At 76.4% G+C, this 17,902-nt stretch carries 12 protein-coding genes; 6 read left to right on the top strand and 6 right to left on the bottom strand.

From position 1 onward, the window contains the following. Positions 1–237: 237 nt before the first annotated feature. The 3 genes from ACVJO7_RS23235 to ACVJO7_RS23225 are packed head-to-tail and all read right to left on the bottom strand — an operon-like array spanning position 238 to position 2,582. A complete protein-coding gene (locus ACVJO7_RS23235) occupies positions 238–1,344 on the bottom strand; it encodes a quinone-dependent dihydroorotate dehydrogenase (protein ID WP_491674621.1) in 1,107 nt (368 codons plus the stop codon). Between the two features lie 34 nt (positions 1,345–1,378). Then, entirely contained in the window at positions 1,379–1,753 is a 375-nt protein-coding gene (locus ACVJO7_RS23230) for an RNA-binding S4 domain-containing protein (protein ID WP_344023776.1), read from the bottom strand. A gap of 28 nt (positions 1,754–1,781) precedes the next feature. Next, positions 1,782–2,582, bottom strand: coding sequence for an SDR family NAD(P)-dependent oxidoreductase (locus ACVJO7_RS23225; protein WP_491674620.1), 801 nt, complete (start codon positions 2,580–2,582; stop codon positions 1,782–1,784). Between the two features lie 54 nt (positions 2,583–2,636). Between ACVJO7_RS23225 and ACVJO7_RS23220 the strand changes: the two genes are divergently transcribed. Continuing rightward, positions 2,637–3,515: a diacylglycerol/lipid kinase family protein gene (locus tag ACVJO7_RS23220; protein ID WP_344023780.1), complete on the top strand. Its 879-nt coding sequence runs from the start codon at positions 2,637–2,639 to the stop codon at positions 3,513–3,515. On the opposite strand, the gene ACVJO7_RS23215 is transcribed toward ACVJO7_RS23220, so the two are convergent. Together ACVJO7_RS23215 and malQ are read right to left on the bottom strand one after the other, a co-directional pair. Beyond that, positions 3,516–4,352 carry a 2-keto-4-pentenoate hydratase gene (locus ACVJO7_RS23215; protein ID WP_491674619.1) on the bottom strand — a complete coding sequence of 279 codons (837 nt, stop codon included), beginning with the start codon at positions 4,350–4,352 and terminating at the stop codon, positions 3,516–3,518. 26 nt (positions 4,353–4,378) lie between these two features. Next, entirely contained in the window at positions 4,379–6,349 is a 1,971-nt protein-coding gene (gene malQ, locus ACVJO7_RS23210) for a 4-alpha-glucanotransferase (RefSeq protein WP_491674618.1), read from the bottom strand. A 236-nt stretch (positions 6,350–6,585) separates the two neighbouring features. On the opposite strand from malQ, the gene ACVJO7_RS23205 reads away from it, so the two are divergent. From ACVJO7_RS23205 to ACVJO7_RS23185, 5 genes are all read left to right on the top strand, one after another. Next, positions 6,586–9,591, top strand: coding sequence for a carboxypeptidase regulatory-like domain-containing protein (locus ACVJO7_RS23205; RefSeq protein WP_491674617.1), 3,006 nt, complete (start codon positions 6,586–6,588; stop codon positions 9,589–9,591). Then, positions 9,588–10,451, top strand: a complete 864-nt coding sequence (locus tag ACVJO7_RS23200; RefSeq protein WP_491674616.1) for an alpha/beta hydrolase — start codon at positions 9,588–9,590, stop codon at positions 10,449–10,451. The genes ACVJO7_RS23205 and ACVJO7_RS23200 overlap by 4 nt, the downstream gene beginning before the upstream one ends. A gap of 76 nt (positions 10,452–10,527) precedes the next feature. Continuing rightward, complete coding sequence (locus ACVJO7_RS23195) at positions 10,528–16,080, top strand: SpoIIE family protein phosphatase (RefSeq protein WP_491674615.1); 5,553 nt, start codon at positions 10,528–10,530, stop codon at positions 16,078–16,080. A gap of 307 nt (positions 16,081–16,387) precedes the next feature. Beyond that, positions 16,388–16,900 (top strand): cysteine dioxygenase, encoded by a 513-nt coding sequence (locus ACVJO7_RS23190; protein WP_491674614.1) that lies wholly within the window; start codon positions 16,388–16,390, stop codon positions 16,898–16,900. Next, positions 16,897–17,328, top strand: a complete 432-nt coding sequence (locus tag ACVJO7_RS23185) for a rhodanese-like domain-containing protein (protein ID WP_491674613.1) — start codon at positions 16,897–16,899, stop codon at positions 17,326–17,328. Before ACVJO7_RS23190 ends, ACVJO7_RS23185 begins: the two co-directional genes overlap by 4 nt. Here the strand turns inward: ACVJO7_RS23185 and ACVJO7_RS23180 are convergent. Further along, positions 17,274–17,879 (bottom strand): TetR/AcrR family transcriptional regulator, encoded by a 606-nt coding sequence (locus tag ACVJO7_RS23180; protein WP_491674612.1) that lies wholly within the window; start codon positions 17,877–17,879, stop codon positions 17,274–17,276. The two genes, ACVJO7_RS23185 and ACVJO7_RS23180, sit on opposite strands and share 55 nt — an antisense overlap. Positions 17,880–17,902: the final 23 nt, after the last annotated feature.

Here is a 17,902-nt window from a genome sequence, read left to right as displayed (position 1 = left end):
GACAGGGTGTGGGAGAGTAGGTCGCTGCCGACATTCAACCTTTTTTGTGGGGATGCCCCGGACTTCGGTCCGGGGCATTTCTGCGTTTCGGGGCGCGCGCGAGATGTCGTCCAGTGTCGTTGCCGGGGCGGGATGGGCGCGCTGAGGCGCATCTCGGCGGTGGCGCACCGCCGGCCGCGGTGCGGGCCGGGGAGCGCGGGAACCGCGGCGGGGCCCGTTGCGCTCCTCGGACCCGGGTCAGGGAGCGTCGACGCCGACCGCCTGAGCGACGTCGGTGAAGCCGTCCGCACGCAGCAGCGCCGCGAGCTCCCGGTGCAGCCGCGAGGGCCACAGCAGCCCGCCGTAGACGAACCCGGTGTAGGCCTGCACCAGCGCCGCACCGGCCCGGATCCGCCGGTAGGCGCCCTCGGCGTCCTCGATCCCGCCGACCGAGATGATGGTCTGGCCCTCCTCGAGCCGGGCCCGCAGCCGTCCGACCACCGCCTGCGCGCGCTCCGCCAGCGGGCGCCCGGAGAGCCCACCGGCACCGAGCGCGGCGACCGCGTCGGCCGGGGTGCGCAGCCCGTCCCGGGAGACGGTGGTGTTCGTGGCGACCACCCCGTCCAACCCCAGGCGGACGGCGAGCGCCGCGACCGCATCCACGTCGTCGTCGCTGAGGTCGACGGTGATCTTCACCAGCAGCGGCACCCGGCGGTCACCGGTGACCCGGTCGAGCTCCTCGCGGACCGCGGTCAACAGCGGCTCCAGCGCCTCGACCTGCTGGAGGTCACGCAAGCCCGGTGTGTTCGGCGAGCTGACGTTGACCACGACGTAGTCGGCGTAGCCGCCCAGCGCGGCCGCGCTCGCCCGGTAGTCGGCGGCGGCGTCGTCGGCGGGGACCGCCTTGCTCTTGCCGATGTTCACCCCGAGTACCGGCATCCCGGAGGCCGGGCGGGCCCGGAGCGCGGCCAGCCGGGGTGCGACGTCGGCGGCACCGGCGTTGTTGAAGCCCAGGCGGTTCACCAGGGCCCGGTCCTCGACGAGCCGGTACAGGCGCGGCTTCGGGTTGCCCGGCTGCGGGCGTCCGGTCACGGTGCCGATCTCGACCGCGCCGAAACCGAGCCGGCCCAGCGCCAGCACGCCCCGCGCGTCCTTGTCGAAGCCCGCGGCCAGACCGAGCGGGCCGGCGAAGTCGAGCCCGAGCGCGCGGGTGCGCAGCACCGGATCGGCGGGCGCGAGCCGCCCGGCGACCCGCGGCCCGACCGCAGGTGCCCCGCCGACGGCCCGGACGAGGGCGAACCCGGCACGGTGGGCGGGTTCGGACGGGACGTGCCGCAGGACGGTGCGCATCAGGGCGTCGTACATGGCCCCATCCTCACAGGACGGGTGCGGTGCGCCGCTACGGAGTCCGCCGTGCCACACCGAGCTGGTCGAGCATCCGGCGGTCCCGCTTCGTCGGCCGCCCCGCCCCGCGGTCGCGGCGCGCGAACACCGGGATCCCCGGGCCGGTCGGCTCAACCGGGGTGTGGTCGACGTAGCACTCCTGGGCGATCGGCGCGCCGACCCGCTTCTCGATCACCCGGGTGACCTCGACGATCCGGTTGCGGTCGTGCACGCGGGCCCGGACCCGGTCACCGACCCGCACCGGGGCGGCCGGTTTCGCCGGCCGATCGTTGATCCGCACGTGCCCGCCGCGGCAGGCCGTCGCGGCGTCGGCGCGGGTCTTCGCCAGGCGCACCGACCACAGCCAGCGGTCCACGCGGGTCGCGTCCATCCACCCATCGTGCCATCGCGCGCGCAGTTCAGTAGTGGGTGACGCCCGGGGTGCCGCCGCCCGCGGCGACCGCGTCGCCGTTGATCGCGACCGAACGCGGGGAGCACAGGAAGGTGATGACGTCGGCGACCTCGGCGGCGGTGGTGATGCGGCCGATGGTGGTCGTCGCGTCCAGGCCGGCGCGGGCGGTCGCCGGATCGGTGCCGAGAGCGGCCGCCCGGGCGTCGACCAGTGCCGGGGTCCGCTCGGTCTCGGTGAAGCCGGGATGCACCACGGTCACGTTCACCCCGTGCGGGCCGAGCTCCGCGGCGAGCGCCGCCGTCATCGAGGCGACGGCCACGTTGCGCACCGAGCCGATGAGCGAGCTCGACTTCCGGGCGTTCAGCCCGCTCACGTTCACGATCCGGCCCCAGCCCTGCGCCGTCATCAGCGGCGCCACGGCGCGGGCGAAACGCAGGTAGCCGAGCAGCTTCGTCTCCAGCTCGGCGCGCACCGCGTCGTCGGTGAGTGATCCCAGGTCCGGCGGGGGAGCCGAGCCCGCCGGCCGGGCGGCGGCGTTCACCAGCACGTCGATCCCGCCGAACCGGTCCACGACGGTGCCGACGGCGGCGCGGACCGCGGCGTCGTCGTCGCTGTCGGCGGACACGGTGATGATCTCGGGGGCGGCGGCGTCGCGCAGTGATGCGGCCGCCGCGGTGAGCCGGTCCGGGTCGCGGGCCACCAGCGCCACCCGCGCACCCTCGGCGGCCAGCGCCCGAGCCGTCGCCAGCCCGATGCCGCGGCTCCCGCCGGTCACGATCGCCCGCCGCCCGGCCAGTTGCAGATCCATACCGGCGAGCGTGCCGCAGCCGTCGCGGCGTTGCACCTGGCTACGGTGTGCGGTGTGGCCGAGCCCATCGATTCCGTCCTGCTCGTGTTCAACCCGGGCAGTACCGGCGACGCCGACGTGCTCGCCGAAGCCCTCCGCGACGAGCTCGCCGAGGCCCGGCCGGAGCTGCCCGTCCGGCTGCGCCCGACCGAGTACGCCGGGCACGCCCGGGAGATCGCCCGGGAGGCCGCGTCCGGGCCGGGGCGGCCGCTGATCGTGTCCGCCAGCGGCGACGGCGGCTACAACGAGGTCGTCAACGGGATCATGGACGTGCCGGGGACCGGGGCGGCCGCGGCCGTGCTGGCCGCCGGGAACGCCAACGACCACGACCGCGTCACCAGCCGCCGCCCGCTGGCCGAGGCCGTGCTGGACGGCCGCACCGAGCCGATGGACCTGCTGGAGCTGCACCGCGGCGACGATCCGCCGCACTACGCGCACTCCTACATCGGGTTCGGGCTGACGCCGGTGGTCGCGCTGCAGATCGAGAAGGGCGGCAAGGGCACGCTGCGGGAGATCGTCACGACGGTGCGCTCGTTCTGGGCGTTCACCCCGTTCGAGGTCGAGTTCGCCGCCGGTGACCGGCGGCGGATCGACAACCTGGTGTTCGCGAACATCGGCGAGATGGCGAAGGTCGCCGAGCTCAGCGAGACCAGCAGGCCCGACGACGGCCGGTTCGAGGTGATCCTGCTCGAGCACCGTCCGAAGTGGCGGCAGCTGGCGATCGCGGTGCGCGCGGCGGTGCGCGGCCTCGGCCGCCAGCCCGCCACCCGCGAGTTCGGCTTCACCACGTGCGGGCCGATGCCGGTGCAGATCGACGGCGAGCTGTCCGACGTCGCGGCGGGCACCGCGGTGCGGGTGCGCTGCGCGGCGGGCGCGCTGCACGTCGTGCGCTGATCAGGCCGGCTGTCCGGCCAGGGTGAACTCGACGGTTCCGAGCGCGCCCCCGGCGCCGAACGCGGCCCGGATCCGCGCCCCGGGCCTGGTGCGGACCGGCGTGGTCGTGGTGCCGGTGGTCACCAGGGCCCCGGCCGCCAGCCCCGGGCCGTACTGCGGGAGCGCGTCGGCGAGCCAGCCCAGCGCCGTCCACGGGTCGCCCAGTACGGCCGCGCCGGAGCCGGTGGCGATCTCGTCGTCCACCTGCAGCGAGGTCGGCGTCGCGGCCAGGTCGAGATCGAGCGCGCCGTCGATCTCCGGGCCGAGCACGAACCGGCCGGCACAGGCGGCGTCGGCCAGCAGCGACGGCGCGCCGGCGGCGACGAAGTCGTCGAACCGGGACTCCGGCAGCTCCACCGCGCAGTGCACGGCGGCGACCGCGGCCCGCAGCTGCGCCCGGGACGCGCCGGCGTCGACGTCGGCGCCCAGCCGGAACGCGAACTCGGCCTCGGCGACGGCCATGTGCAGGTCGTCCGACGGGACGACGTCGCCGGGGGCGTGCCGGAACCGTTCGAACAGGATGCCGGGCAGCGGCGCGTCGACCCCGATGTGGGCCTGACCGGCCGTCGCCGTGGCGGCCAGCTTCCAGCCGTACGACGGCCCGGCCCGCTCGGAGAGCCGGCGCTGCGCGGCGAACCCCTCGGCGAGGGTGCGCGGCCGCAGCAGCTCGGGCAGCGCCGCGAGCCGCTCGCCGGTGGTCCAGGCCTGCCACAGCGCACCGGCGGTACCGTCGGCGCGGACGAGATCGACGGCCGACGGCTCGACGTCGCCGCGGTCCGTGGGACTGTGTGCGGTCATCGGGGCGGCATCCTGCCAGGCCCGGCTCACCGCCCGCGGAGGACCTCGGCGACCCGGCGGACGCGGTCGTCGGCCAGCGCCTCCTCGAGCGTCACCGGCAGCGGGATCCGCCAGTTCGGGTACTCGTCGAGGGTGCCGGGCAGGTTCGGCTGCCGTGGCTCGCCGAGGACGTCGTAGAACGACGCCAGCACCAGCCTCGACGGGGCCGCGGCGAGCAGGCCGTGCAGCGCGACGACGATCTCGTCCTCGTCGGTCACGTCCGGCGACGGCAGCAACCCCTCCGCGGCGAGCAGGGCGAGCAGCTCGTCGCGTTCGGCGCCGGCCTTCGCCTCCTCGGCGCGCGGGTCGTCGAGCAGGTCCAGCTCCGCGCGCACCCGCACGTGCTCACCGCGCAGGAAACCGGGTGCGGTCGGCAGGTCGTGCGTGGAGATCGTTGCGACCGAGCGCTCCGGCCAGCGCGACGGGCGGCGCAGCGGGCCGTCGTCGCCGCCGGTCACCGGATCGGGATCGCGGGAGAACCACAGCACCGTCGAGCCGAGCAGGTTGCGCTCGGCCATGTCGTCGCGGATCCGCGGGATCACCGTGCCGAGGTCCTCGCCGACCACCAGCGCACCGGCCCGGTGCGCCTCCAGCAGCAGCACCGCCAGCATCGCGTCGGCGTCGTAGTGCACGTAGGTGCCGCGGTCGGCGGTCTCGCCCGCCGGTACCCACCACAGCCGCCACAGGCCCATCACGTGGTCGATCCGCAGCCCGTCGGCGTGCTGCAGCAGCGCCCGCACCATGTCGCCGAACGCGGCGAAACCGGTGTCGGACAGCCGGTCCGGCCGCCACGGGGGGAGACCCCAGCTCTGCCCGCGCTGGTTGAACGCGTCCGGCGGGGCGCCGACCGAGGCGTTCAGGGCCAGCACGTCCTGCCACATCCAGGCGTCGGCGCCCTCCGGGTCGCAGCCGACGGCCAGGTCGTGGATGACGCCGACCGGCATCCCGGCGTCCCGGGCCGCGGCGCGGACCGCGGAGAGCTGGGCCTGCGCCTGCCGCTGCACCCAGGTGTGGAACGCGATCCGCGGCGCCAGCGTGCGCTGCGCGGCGGCGATCCCGGGGGCGTCCGGGCGGCGCAGGTCCGCGGGCCAGCGGGACCAGCGGCCGCCGTGGCGTTCGGCCAGCGCACAGAAGGTGGCGAAGCTCGTGAGGTCCGGATCGGGTCCGCCGTCGGGATGCCCCGCGCCGCGCCACAGCGCCTCCAGCGCAGAACGCTTCGCCATCCACACCCGGTCGTGCTCGATCCGGTCGCCGGTGGTCTCCGGGCGCAGCGCGTCGACCTCGGCGCGGATGGCCGGATCGGCGGCCGCGTAGGCGGGCAGGTCGGTGATCCGCAACGTCAACGGGGTGGTGTAGCGGCGCGACGACGGCATGTACGGCGAGGGCTGCACCGGCGGCACCGGGGTGATCGCGTGCAGCGGGTTGAGCAGCACCGCCCCGGCGCCGTGCCCGCCGCGCACCAGGTCGGTCAGGTCGCCGAGGTCGCCGATGCCCCAGGAGTGCCGCGAGTGCAGGGCGTAGAGCTGCAGCATCCAGCCCCACGTCCGGGTCGGGTCGGGCAGCGACGGCGGTGCGACGACGACCGTCGACCGTCCGGCGTCGGTCTCCAGCAGGTAGCGGCCCGGCTCCAGCCCGGCCGGCAGCTCGCCGTCCACATCGGAGGTCCGCCCCGCCGCGTCACCGTCGACGGCGGTCAGCCCGCCCCGGCCGGGCAGCGGCCGGGACCGGTCGGTGCGGTGCCCGATCGTCGCCGGCAGCGGCGCCCGCTCGCGGGCCGCGGCCAGCGCGACCCGCTGCGCGTCCGGCCCGGAGACGTCCACCTCCAGCAGGCCCAGCACGTCCCGCACGACGGCCGCGTCGATCGGCCGCTCGGTGCGGGTGCCGTCGAGATACGAGGTCGCGACGCCGTGCGCGTCGGCGATCTCGGCGAGCTCGGGGTCCACCGGGTCGCGGGTCATGGGGAAGATCCTGACCGATGCAGCCGGTCCCGGCGCGGGCGGTGGTCCCACCAGCGCCGACACCGACACGCGGGCGGGGTTCAGCCGCACCGGACGTGCGGCCGACGGTGCTACGGTGCGTCGCCGGACATGCCGACCGGGTCACCGGAGCCGCAGGTACCCGACGCGGCGCCGGGCCTCCCCGGTTCGACCGTGTCGTGGGACCGGTGCATGGTGTCCGGCAGGAGGATCTCCAGATGTCGACGTGGGCCCTGCTGGGGCTGTTGGTGGTGGTGCTGGTGGCCGTCGGGATCGCAGCGTTCCTGCGGTGGGGGCGGGGCCGGGACGACGACCCGACGTCGCACGACGACGGGGCGCGGCCGCGCACCGTCGCGGACCTGGTCGATCGCCGGGCCCGCGGGCTCGACGACACCGTCGCTCCCGAGCCGGAGCCGGCCCCCGGGCCGGCGGTGGAGCCCGTGCCGTCGGAGCCGATCGCGGCCGACCCGGTCGCGGCCGATCCGGTCGCGGCCGATCCGGCCGCCGGGGATCCGCTGCCCGGCGACGACGGGCCGGTCGAACCGGAGCCGGTCCGCCGCGCGGCGCCGCGGCCCGCGCTCGGGCCGCTCGGGGTCACCGTGTCGTCCGCGCCGGACATCACCGACGCCGCGGGCGACCCGGCGGAGGACGCGGAGGACGCGGCCACCGACCGGATCCCCGAGGTCCGCGCCGCCGAGCCGCGGATCACCCCGGACGTGAGCGCCGGGCCGGTCGGCCCGCCGTGGTCCCGCGGGTTCAAGGACGGCAAGCCGGTGGAGCCGGTCGATCCGCCGACCGCGCCGACCCGGCGGGTGCCGGCCCCGACGCCGATCGTCCGCAGGCGCCCGGTGGAGCGGCCCCGGACCGGGACCGACGGGCCGGGACCGGACAGCTCGGCGCCGGACATCAGCATTCCGGGCAGCACTCCGGACAGCGCCCCGGACGGCACCTCTGTGGCTCCGACGCCGACCGCCGGGGGACTCGCTTCGATCGCGGCGTTCCGTGCGGCCCGCGGCGACCGGCCCGGGCCCGAGGACCTCGACCCGGCAGGCTCCGGGGAGGCCTGGGACCACGCCGTGGGGCAGGACCCGAACGCGTCGGTGCCGGAGGTGGAGGTCGACGCGGTCACCGCGAGGCGGGCGCCGGTCGACGACGACGGCGCGGAGCCGATCGACTTCGGGCGTGGGGTGGCGGGGCGGCATGCCGTCGCGGCTACGGATTCCCGCGCCGCTGCCGAGCCGGACACTGCTGCTGGGTCGGACGCTGCTGGTGTGTCGGGCGCTGCTGGTGCGTCGGGTGACGCTGCTGCGGTGGACGCCGGTGCTGCGCCGGATGACGCGGCCGGCTCGGGTGGTGCGGCTCCGGAGAGTGCTGCTGCGCCCGCGGACGAGGACGCCCCGGCCGAGGGCGCCGGCTCGGGTGACGGTGCCGGTCGTGGGGCCGCGTTCGCCGGTGGGGCGGTGGCTGCGGCCGCGGCCACCGCGGCGGTGACGGCGGCAGGTCCGGGGAACCGGACCGGGTCGTCCGGCAGGTCCGACGGGTCGGACGAGGCCGCTGCGTCCGCCGGGGTCGTCGGGTCCACTGGGTCCGCTGGGGCCGCCGAGTCCACTGAGTCCACTGAGTTCGCAGAGTCAACCGGGGGCTCCGGGTCCGGCGCGACCGGCGGGACCTCCGTCGGTGCAGCCGCGACCGGCGGGGCTGTCGAGGCCGCTACCGCCGACGGGAACGAGGTGGGCGCCGGTGCCGGAGAGATCGAGCAGGCCGAGCTGACCGGCCAGGCGGAGCAGACCGGCGGGGCTGCCGCGGCCGAGGCAGCCGATTCAGCCGAGCAGGTCGACCGGGCTGAGCGGGCCGACGGTGCTGAGCAGGCACTCGGGGTCGAGCAGTCCGACGCGGCCGAGGCGACCGAGCCGACCGATTCAGCCGAGCGGGCCGAGCCGGCCGAGCCGGCCGACACAGCCGAGCCGGCCGACCGGGGCGAGCCTGCCGACGACGCCGAGGCGGCCGAGCACTCCGACCGGGCCGAGCAGTCCGACCGGGCCGACCGGGCGGAGCAGGCCGAGCAGGCCGAGCGGGCCGGGCAGTCCGACCGCGCCGAGCTGGCCGGGGAGCCCGAGCGGCCCGCGAGCCCCGAGCGGTCCCTGCAGGCCGGCCCCACACCGACCGGCGCACCCGCCCCGATCCGCTCCGACCAGCGCTCCCCGGTGGATCCGGACCTGGTCAAGCGGGTCACCGCGGTGCCTGCGGAGCGCCCGGTCCTGCGCGGCGCGGCGAGCCCGGACACCGAGCGCGAGTTCCGCGAGGCCCGGGACCGGATCACCGGCCAGCCGAGCTGGAGCAGCCGGGTGCCCGAGCAGGCGGGCGCCGCCGAGCGGGCGCAGGTCTCCGAGGCCCGGATCGCCAGCATCGGGCTGGCCGCCACCGGCCACCGGGAGTCCGGCGACAATCCCGAACCGCCGCCCCGGCCGGCCCCGCGGCTGCTGCGCTCCACCCGCCCGGTCACCGACCGTCCGGAGCCGCCGCCCGCGGCCGATCCCGCGCCGCGGCCCGCGACGCCGGCACCCGAACCGGAGGTCTCCCCGACCGTGAGCACCGTCAGCGCCGTGAGCACGGCAGCCCCGTCGACTCCCTCGGCGCCGGTCGCCGACCGCACCGAGGAGCGGACCGAGGACGTGGCGCTCACCGTGCGCCGGCCCGGCCCCGCGCCGGAGGTGGTCGTCCCCGGGACCGCACCGCAGGACGTCGAGATCCGGGTCCTCGGACCGGACGACGCCGCACTCGCCGGTGCCGCCGTCGAACTCCGGGACCGGGCGGGTACCCCGGCCGGATCCGCCGCCACCGGCTCCGACGGCATCGCCCGGGTCCCGGCGCCGGGGGCGGGCGAGTTCGCCGTCGTCGCACGCCTGGACGGGCACCGCCCCGGCGTCGCCGCCGTCTCGGTGGCCGACACCGCCGTCGCGGTCACGGTGCGGCTGCGCCGCTCGGCCACCGTGCGCGGCACGGTGCTGACGGCCGGCGGACCGGCCGCCGGCGTCCCGGTCGTCCTGGAGCAGGACGGCGACCCGGTCGCCGAGGCCCGCACCGGCCCGGACGGCACCTTCCGGCTCACCGACCTGGACCCCGGCCGGTACCGGCTCGTCGCGGGCACCGGCGACGCCGTCTCCGGGACCGATGTCGAGGTCCCTGCGGGCGGTGACGTCGAGCAGGACGTGACGGCGTCGTGACCGGCGAGCCGGACGTGCAGGGCCGGTTGCCCGGCGTCGGCGGGATCGAGCTGTTCTGGCAGGGCTGGCTGCCCGACGGCGACCCGTCCGGCGTGCTGCTGATCAGCCACGGCATCGGCGAGCACTCCGGCCGCTACGGCACCGTCGTCGACACGCTGCTCCCGGACGGCTGGGCGGTGTACGGGCTCGACCACCGCGGGCACGGCCGCTCCGGCGGGACCCGGGTGCACGTCCGTCGCTACGACGACCTGCTGCAGGACTTCGAGACGTTCCGGCGGGAGATCGTCGCCCGGCACCCCGGGCTCCCGGTGTTCCTGCTGGGGCACAGCCTGGGCGGGCAGATCGCGCTGGCCTACGCGCTGCGGCACCAGAACCGGCTGGCCGGCCTCGCGCTCTCGGCGCCCGCGCTGGCCTCGGACGCCGTCCCGGCGGTGCTCGTCCCGGTGCTGTCCCTGGTGTCCCGGGTGCTGCCCACGGTGCGCCCGGTCGGGATCGACACCGTGGCGATCAGCTCCGATCCGGCGGTGGTCGCCGACTACCACGCCGATCCGCTGGTCCACCACGGCAAGCCGACACTGGCACTGGGTGCCGCCGTCTACGCGACGATGGACACCCTCCCGTCCCGGGCGGCCGAGCTGCGGCTGCCGCTGCTGGTGCAGCACGGCACCGCCGACCGGCTCACCGACCCGGCGGGCACCCGCACGCTCGACGAGTCGAGCGGCTCGCCGGACACCACGGTGCGCTGGTACGAGGACTTCTGGCACGAGATCTACCACGAGCCCGGCCGGGACCGGCCGCTGTCGGATCTGCGGCGGTGGCTGGGCGAGCACCGCGACGCGCACCGCGGCTCGCGGGCCTGACCGCTCCCGGGGGCGCCGCGGGCCGCCGGATGGTGGAATCGTGGGCGCAGCAACGGCGAACGAGGTGGCGCGCACGGTGACCAGGTCCGACGATCAGGCGGTCGACGCCGCCGTCCCGGTGCGCACCCTGCTGGAGACCACCGACTGGTCGGCGACCCCGCTCGGCCCGCGATCGGGCTGGGACCGCGAGCTGGAGGACTCGGTCCGGTTCATGCTGGAGAGCCGGCAGGCGCTCGTCGTGTGGTGGGGCCCGGAGCTGGTGCTGCTCTACAACGACGTGTTCATCGAGCACTCCGGGCTGCGGCATCCCTACGCCTTCGGCCGCCCGCTGCGGGAGGGTTGGCCGGAGATCACCGAGCATCTCGCCGGTGAGCTGTCGGAGCTGCTGGCCGGCGGCCGGGAGGGCATCTACCGGGCCGACGACAGGATCGTCCTGAACCGGTGGGGCCGTCCGGAGGCCACCTGGTGGAACTACTCGGCGACGCCGGTGCGCGGGCCCGACGGCGACGTCCGCGGGCTGATCACGCTGACCACCGAGGCCACCGGGAGCGTCGTGGCGTCGCGCCGGATGGCGGTGCTCGCCGCGCTCGGCGAGGTCGCCCGCGACTCCCCGACGATGGACCTCGCCGTCGAAAGGCTGCAGGCGGCGCTCGGCGACGCCGCCGAGGACGTGGCCTGCGCGGTCGTCGCCGTCCCCGGCCCGGAGCCGCGGACGCTCACCACGGTCCGGGTGGCCGCACCGCCGGACGACTGGCTGCCCGCCGACCGGGGCCCGGATGCCGGTCCGGCCGTCGAGTTCGTCACCGGCGCGCCGGTGTCCGCGGCCGACGGGACGGTGACCGAGCTCGCCCGCGCCGTCATGCACACCCCGGACGGGGCCACCGGGATCGCCGTGGTGGTCGGCGTCCCGCCGCTGCTGCCGCTCGACGAGCCGCAGCGCGCGTTCCTGCGGCTCGTCGTCGGGCACATCGGCACCGTCCTCACCGCGGCCCTCGCCCGGGACCGCGAACGCGACCGGCGCGAGGACATCAGCACCGAGCAGCACACCCGCGCCGACTACTACGCGGGCCTCGGCGACGAGTTCCGGGACCCGCTGACCCTGGTCCTCGGACCGCTGGAACGGCTGCGCGGCCATCCCGACCACGCCGTCCGCGCCCAGGTCGACATCGCCCAGCGCAACGCCCAGCGGATGCTCAAGCTCGTCGACGGCCTGCTGGACGCCTCGGCGCTGCACTCCGGCAGGCAGGAGGGCACCTTTGCGCCGACCGACCTCGGCTCGACCACGGCGGAGCTCGTCGCGGCGTTCGCCCCGGTCCTCGAGCGGGCCGGCCTGGAGCTGACCGTGGACTGCCCGCCCGCCGGCCGGCCGGTCTGGGTGGACCGGGACGCCTGGGAGAAGATCGTCCTCAACCTGCTCAGCAACGCCGTCAAGTACACCGTCGCGGGCGGGGTGCGGGTCGAGCTCGGCCAGGACGGCGAGCAGGTCGTGCTGCAGGTCGCCGACACCGGCGCCGGGATCCCGCCCGACGAGATCGAGACCGTGTTCGAGCGCCGCCGCCGCCCCGGCCGGGCCCGCGGGCGGACCAGCGAGGGCAGCGGGCTCGGGCTGCCGCTGATTCGGCAGCTGGTCCGGCTGCACGGCGGCAGCATCGGCGTCGACAGCTCGTCCGGTGCCGGCAGCACGTTCACCGTCCGGCTCCCGCTCGGGTTCGCGCACCTGGCCCAGGACCGGCTGGTCCGGTCCCGGACCGGTTCCCGCGCCACCCCGCGGCTGGCCGGCCCGTACGTGGCGGAGGCGCTGCGCTGGCTGCCCGATCCGCCGGACGGCGCCGACCCGGCGGACGGCCTCGCCCCGGCCCGCGGCCGGTCCGTGGACGGGACCGTCGTCGACGGGCTGGACCTGGAGCGCCGCGACCGGGTGCTGGTCGTCGACGACGACCGGGAGATGCGCGGCTACCTGCGGGACCTGCTCGCCGAACGATGGACCGTGCAGGTCGTCGCGGACGGCGCGGCCGCGCTGGACGCGGCCCGCACCGACCCGCCCGACCTGGTCGTCGCCGACGCGGCGCTGCCCGCGAGCGGCGGCATCGAACTGCTGCGGGCGCTGCGGTCCGATCCGCGGACGGTCGGCGTGCCGGTGGTGCTGCTGTCCTCGCGGGCCGGCGAGGAGGCCGCCGTCGAGGGCTTCGCGGCGGGCGCCGACGACTACCTCGTGCGGCCGTTCTCGGCCCGCGAGCTGCTGGCCCGGGTCACCAACCACCTGCAGCTCGGCCGGGTCCGCCGGGCCGCCGAGCTGCAGTTCCGCGCGATGGCCGACTCCACGCCCGCGCTGATCTGGGTCGACGACCCGGGCGGGCACCGGCTGTTCGTGAACCGCGGATGGCTCGACTTCACCGGCGTCGACGACCCGTCCAACGAGCTGGGGCTGGACTGGCGGCGCCGCATCCACCCGGACGACCGCGACCGGTACCGCTCGGTCACCGAGGCCGCCGCCCGCGCGCACGCCCCGTTCGAGGTCGAGTACCGGCTGCTGGACCGGACCGAGCGGTACCGCTGGGTGCTCGACCGCGGCGCCCCGGTCCGGGACGGCGAACGGTCGGCCGGGTACGTCGGCGGCTGCCTGGACATCGACGTCCAGCACCGGGAGCAGCGCAGGCACCGGATCTACTCCGAGGTCGCCGAGTCGCTGGAGCGGGAGATCACCCGGACCGGGCGCACCGACCAGCTGGTCCGCGCCGTCGTCGACGACCGGCTGGCCGAGGTCGCGCTGGTGCACGACGCCGAGGCCGCCGAGGACGGCCTGACGCTCGCGGTCGCCGCCGACCGGGCCGCGCTGGAACCGTCGCTGCGCCGGCTGGGCCCGCTGCTGCCGACCGGTCGTCCGGAGATCATCACCGCGGACCGGCTCGACGAGGTCCTGGCCGGGCTGCCCACCGCGCAGCGCCGCGCCTGGGGCAGGCTGCGGGTCCGCTCCGCGATGGTCGTCCCGCTGCCCGCGCGCGGCCGGACCAGCGCGGTGCTCACCGCGGTCCGTACCGAGCCCGACGCCGCCCCCTACACCGCCGACGACCTGGACCTGCTGTCCGAGATCGGGCGCCGGGCCGGGCTCGCGATCGACAACGCACGGCTGCTGGAGCAGGAACGGTCCTCGGCGCAGCGGCTCGGCCTGCTGCACCGGGCGACCGCGAAGATGTCCGCGGCGGCCACCGCCGGGGAGGTCGCGGCCATCGCCGCCGACCACATCGTCGACCTGCTCGACGCCGACTACGCCGGCCTGTGGGAGGTCCGCGGCGAGTGGCTGCAGGCGCTCACCGGGCACGGCTGGGACCGCGAGATGTGGCGCCGGGCCGGCCGGATCCGGGTGGACGCGCCGATGGCGTTCGCCGACGTGCTCGCCGACCGCGAACCGCTCTGGTTCTCCGCCGCCCGGGAGTGGGCGGCCCGCTATCCGGCGCAGATCGGCGTCGCCCCGGACAACTCGCAGACCCTCGGCTACCTGCCGCTGGTCGCCGGCGGCCGGACCCTCGGCGTCCTCGCCGTGTCGATGCTCGCCGAGCGCACCCTGTCCGAGGGGGACCGGGAGGCCGCCCTCGCGGTCGCCGAGCTGACCGCGCAGGCGCTCGACCGCGCGTCCATGCTGGACGCCGAGACCGAGGCCCGGCGGCTCGCCGAGCGGCTCGGTGCGGTCGCGACCGGCCTGGCCAGGGCGACCGATCTGGACTCGGTCGCGGCGGTCGTCGTCGAGCACGGGCGGAGCTCGATCGGCGCGGAGTCCGTCGCGCTGCTGGTGATCGACGACAACGGGGTGCTCGCGCTGCTCGGCGAGGCGGGCTGGCCGGACGACGGGCCGCCGATGCGCACCCCGGCGCGCAACCACCCGCTCAGCCGGGCGGTCAGCGGCGGCGAGCCGATCTGGAACGCCCAGGACATGTCCGAGGTGCGGCGCTACCCGGTGCACACGGCGGTGCCGCTGATGGTGGCGGCGCGGCCGATCGGCGTGCTCGGCATGCGGTTCGGGCAGGAGCCGACGTTCACGCCGGAGATGCAGAGCTTCGTGCGCACGATGGCGAACCAGTGCGCGCAGGCGATCGTGCGGGCCCAGCTGCACCAGGCCGAGCACGAGGTCGCGGTGACCCTGCAGCGCAGCCTGCTGCCGCAGAAGCTGCCCGACATCGACCGGCTGTCGCTGGCCACCCGTTACCGGCCCGGGACCCAGGGGACCGAGGCCGGCGGCGACTGGTTCGACGTGCTGGACCTCGACGACGGCATCGTCGCGCTGGTGGTCGGCGACGTCGTCGGCCGGGGACCGTCCGCGGCCGCCGTGATGGGGCAGCTGCGCAGCGCTGTCGCTGCGAACCTGGTCAACGGCCAGCCGCCGGCCGGTGCCCTCGAACAGCTCGACCAGTTCGCGCTGCGGGTGCGCGGGGCGACCGCCAGCACGGTGGCCGTCGCGCTCGTCGACATCGGCACCGGGGAGCTGCGCTACGCCAGCGCCGGGCATCCGCCGCCGCTGGTCGCCGGGCCGGGCGGGGTGCGCACGCTGTCCGAGGGACGCGGCGTGCCGCTGGGCATCTCGGGCCGGCCGCCGTTCGCCGAGGCGACCGACCGGATCGAGCCGGGGGAGACCATCCTGCTGTGCTCGGACGGGCTGTTCGAGCGCCGCGACGAGGTGATCGACGACGGGCTGGCCAGGCTGACCGAGGCGTTCGGCGAGCTCGCCGACGCGCAGCCCCGGGACATGGCCGATCCGCTGCTGAACCGGATGTCGGAGGGCTCGTCGGTGCCCGACGACACCGTCGTCGTGGTCGCCCGCCTGATGCCGGCACCGCTGCGCACGGTGATCGAGGCCGACCCGAAGCGGCTCGCCGCGCTGCGCCGCACGGTCGGCGGCTGGGCCGCGACCTGCGGGATGGGGCCGGACGCGGTCAGCGACCTGCAGCTGACCGTCGGCGAGGCCGTCACCAACGCGATCGAGCACGCCTACCTGCCCGACGACGTCGACGCCGCCGCCGGGGTCGACCTGGAGCTCGCCGTCGCCTCGGACGGCTCGGTCGCCGTCCGGGTCGCCGACGGCGGCCGGTGGCGCCCGGCGCCGGCCGATCCCGGCTACCGGGGCCGCGGGATCGCGCTGATCCGGGAGCTGGCCGAGGACGTCGTCATCGAGCCGTCCGACACCGGCACCACGGTGCGGTTCCGGTTGCCCGCCACCCCGGTCGACGTCGGGACGCCCGGTGCGGGGCCGCCGGTGGAGTTCGTGGCGGGTGAGCCCGAGCCGGACCGGGACGCCGGCACCGCCGACGACGGCCGCGCCGAACGGACCCGGCTGCGCGTCGCACCGGATGCGCACGGGGTGCGGCTCACCGTGATCGGCGATCTCGACCCGAGCGGGGTCGCCGCGATCCGCGGCCCGCTCGCCGAACACCTCGACCGCGGGCTGCCGGTGACCCTGAACCTGGCGTCGGACTCGTTCGTCAGCAGTGCGGGCATCGCGCTGCTGTCCGAGGTCGCCCGGCGGATGCGGACCGACGGGGTGCCGCTGACGCTGGTCGCGCCGGCCGGGAGCCAGGCGCGCCGGTCGCTGGTGCTCTCCGGGCTGGACACCGTCATCGGGATGTCCGACGAGAGCTGAGCCACCGCTTCTGTGACGGCGAACACGCAGGTCACGGGCATGGTGTCCGGACAGGGTGCGGTCGCGTCCCGCCCGCCGGACGGCTCCTTGAAGCGGATGTTGCGGTGTGGTGACATCGGTGTCGTGAGCCAGGCAGCGACCCTCGGACCCCTCTGGGGCACCCGTCGCGCCGACCACTTCGATCAGGGCTGTCGCCCGAGCTGAGGATCCGTTCCCCGCTCGTCCGATCCCCTGGAGCCCTGCCGTGTCCGCGTCCGTCCGTGCGTCCCGCCCTGCCCGTGTCCGACCCGCCTCCCGGCCCGCGCCGGTGCACGCGCGGCCGGTCACCGCGCCCACCCCGTACGACCTCGACGACCTGCTCGACCTGACCCGCCTGATCGCCACGGAGGTGCGGGCCGGGCAGCACGAGGTCGTCGTCGATCCGGACCGCCGCTGGTACCGGCTGCTGCGCAGCGACGGGTTCTGCGACGTCTGGCTGATCTCCTGGGCGACCGAGCAGATCGCCGAGCTGCACGACCACGCGGGATCGCTCGGTGCGCTGACCGTCGTGTCCGGGTCGCTGACCGAGCGCCGGTGGAGCGGCCCGTCCGGGTTGCGCACCCGCACCCTGCGGCACGGCCGCGGCGCCGGCTTCCCGCTCGGCCACGTGCACGACGTCGCGAACACCGCCGAGGAGCCCGCGATGAGCGTGCACGCCTACTCGCCGCCGCTGTCGGCGATGTCGTACTACGACGTCGAGGACGTCCCCGCCACGGCGGGACACCAGCGGCTGCGCCGCACCAGGACCGAGCTGGTCCGTCCCGGCCAGGGCGTCGGATGACGTCGGTCGGGGACCTCCTCGCGGCGGCCAGGGCCCGGCTGGCCCGGCCCGGCCCGCACCGGGCCGCGGAGCTCGCGCGGGACGGGGCGCTGCTCGTCGACACCCGGCCGGGCTGGCAGCGGGTCGAGGAGGGCGCGGTCCCGGGTGCGCTGGTGATCGAGCGCAACCATCTGGAGTGGCGGCTCGATCCGACGTCCGACGCGCGCATCCCGGAGGCCGTCGACCACGACGTCACCTGGGTGCTGTTCTGCTCCGAGGGGTACAGCTCCAGCCTGGCCGCGGCGTCGCTGCAGGATCTCGGCCTGCACCGGGCCACCGACATCGACGGCGGCTTCCGGGCGTGGGCCGCCGCCGGGCTGCCCACCGAGCCCGGTCAGGACGGCCCGTCGGACGCGACCCGGCCGCCGCTCCACCGCGCGTCCAGGTAGCCGGAGACGAGCGCGGTCAGCTCGTCGAGCAGGACGTCACGGTCGAGATCGGGGGACTCCAGCACGTAGCTGGTCGTCAGGTGCTCGACCGTGCGGACCACGGTCCAGGCGGCCGCCCGCACCGTGCCGGTGTCGGTGCCGCCGCGGCTGAGCAGGGCGGTGGCGACCAGGTCGTCGATCCGCCTGGCGAACGCGGCCCGCCGGCCGCCGGGGGCCCGGGGCAGCTGCTCGGCGATCACCCGGACCAGGTCGGGCTGCTCGGCGAACGCGTCGAGCAGCGCCTCCAGGGTGGCCCGGACGGCCGGTGCGGTGCCCGCCTCCGGTGCGTGCAACCCGCCCAGGGCGTCGAGGAACGCGCGCGAGACGCGAGCCTCCATCGCGTCGAGGTAGCGGTCGAGCACCTCGGCCAGCACGGCGTCCTTGCCCGGGAAGTACTGGTAGAGCGAGCCCGGCGAGATGCCGGCGGCGGCCGCGATCCGGTTGGTCGACGCGCCGTCGTACCCGCGGGTGACCAGCACCTCCCGGCCGGCCTCGACGATCCGTTCCACCATCCGCCGCGACCGCTCCTGGCGGG

The organism is Pseudonocardia sp. DxW, from assembly GCF_058448985.1.
This window is presented reverse-complemented; position numbering and strand designations above follow the sequence as displayed.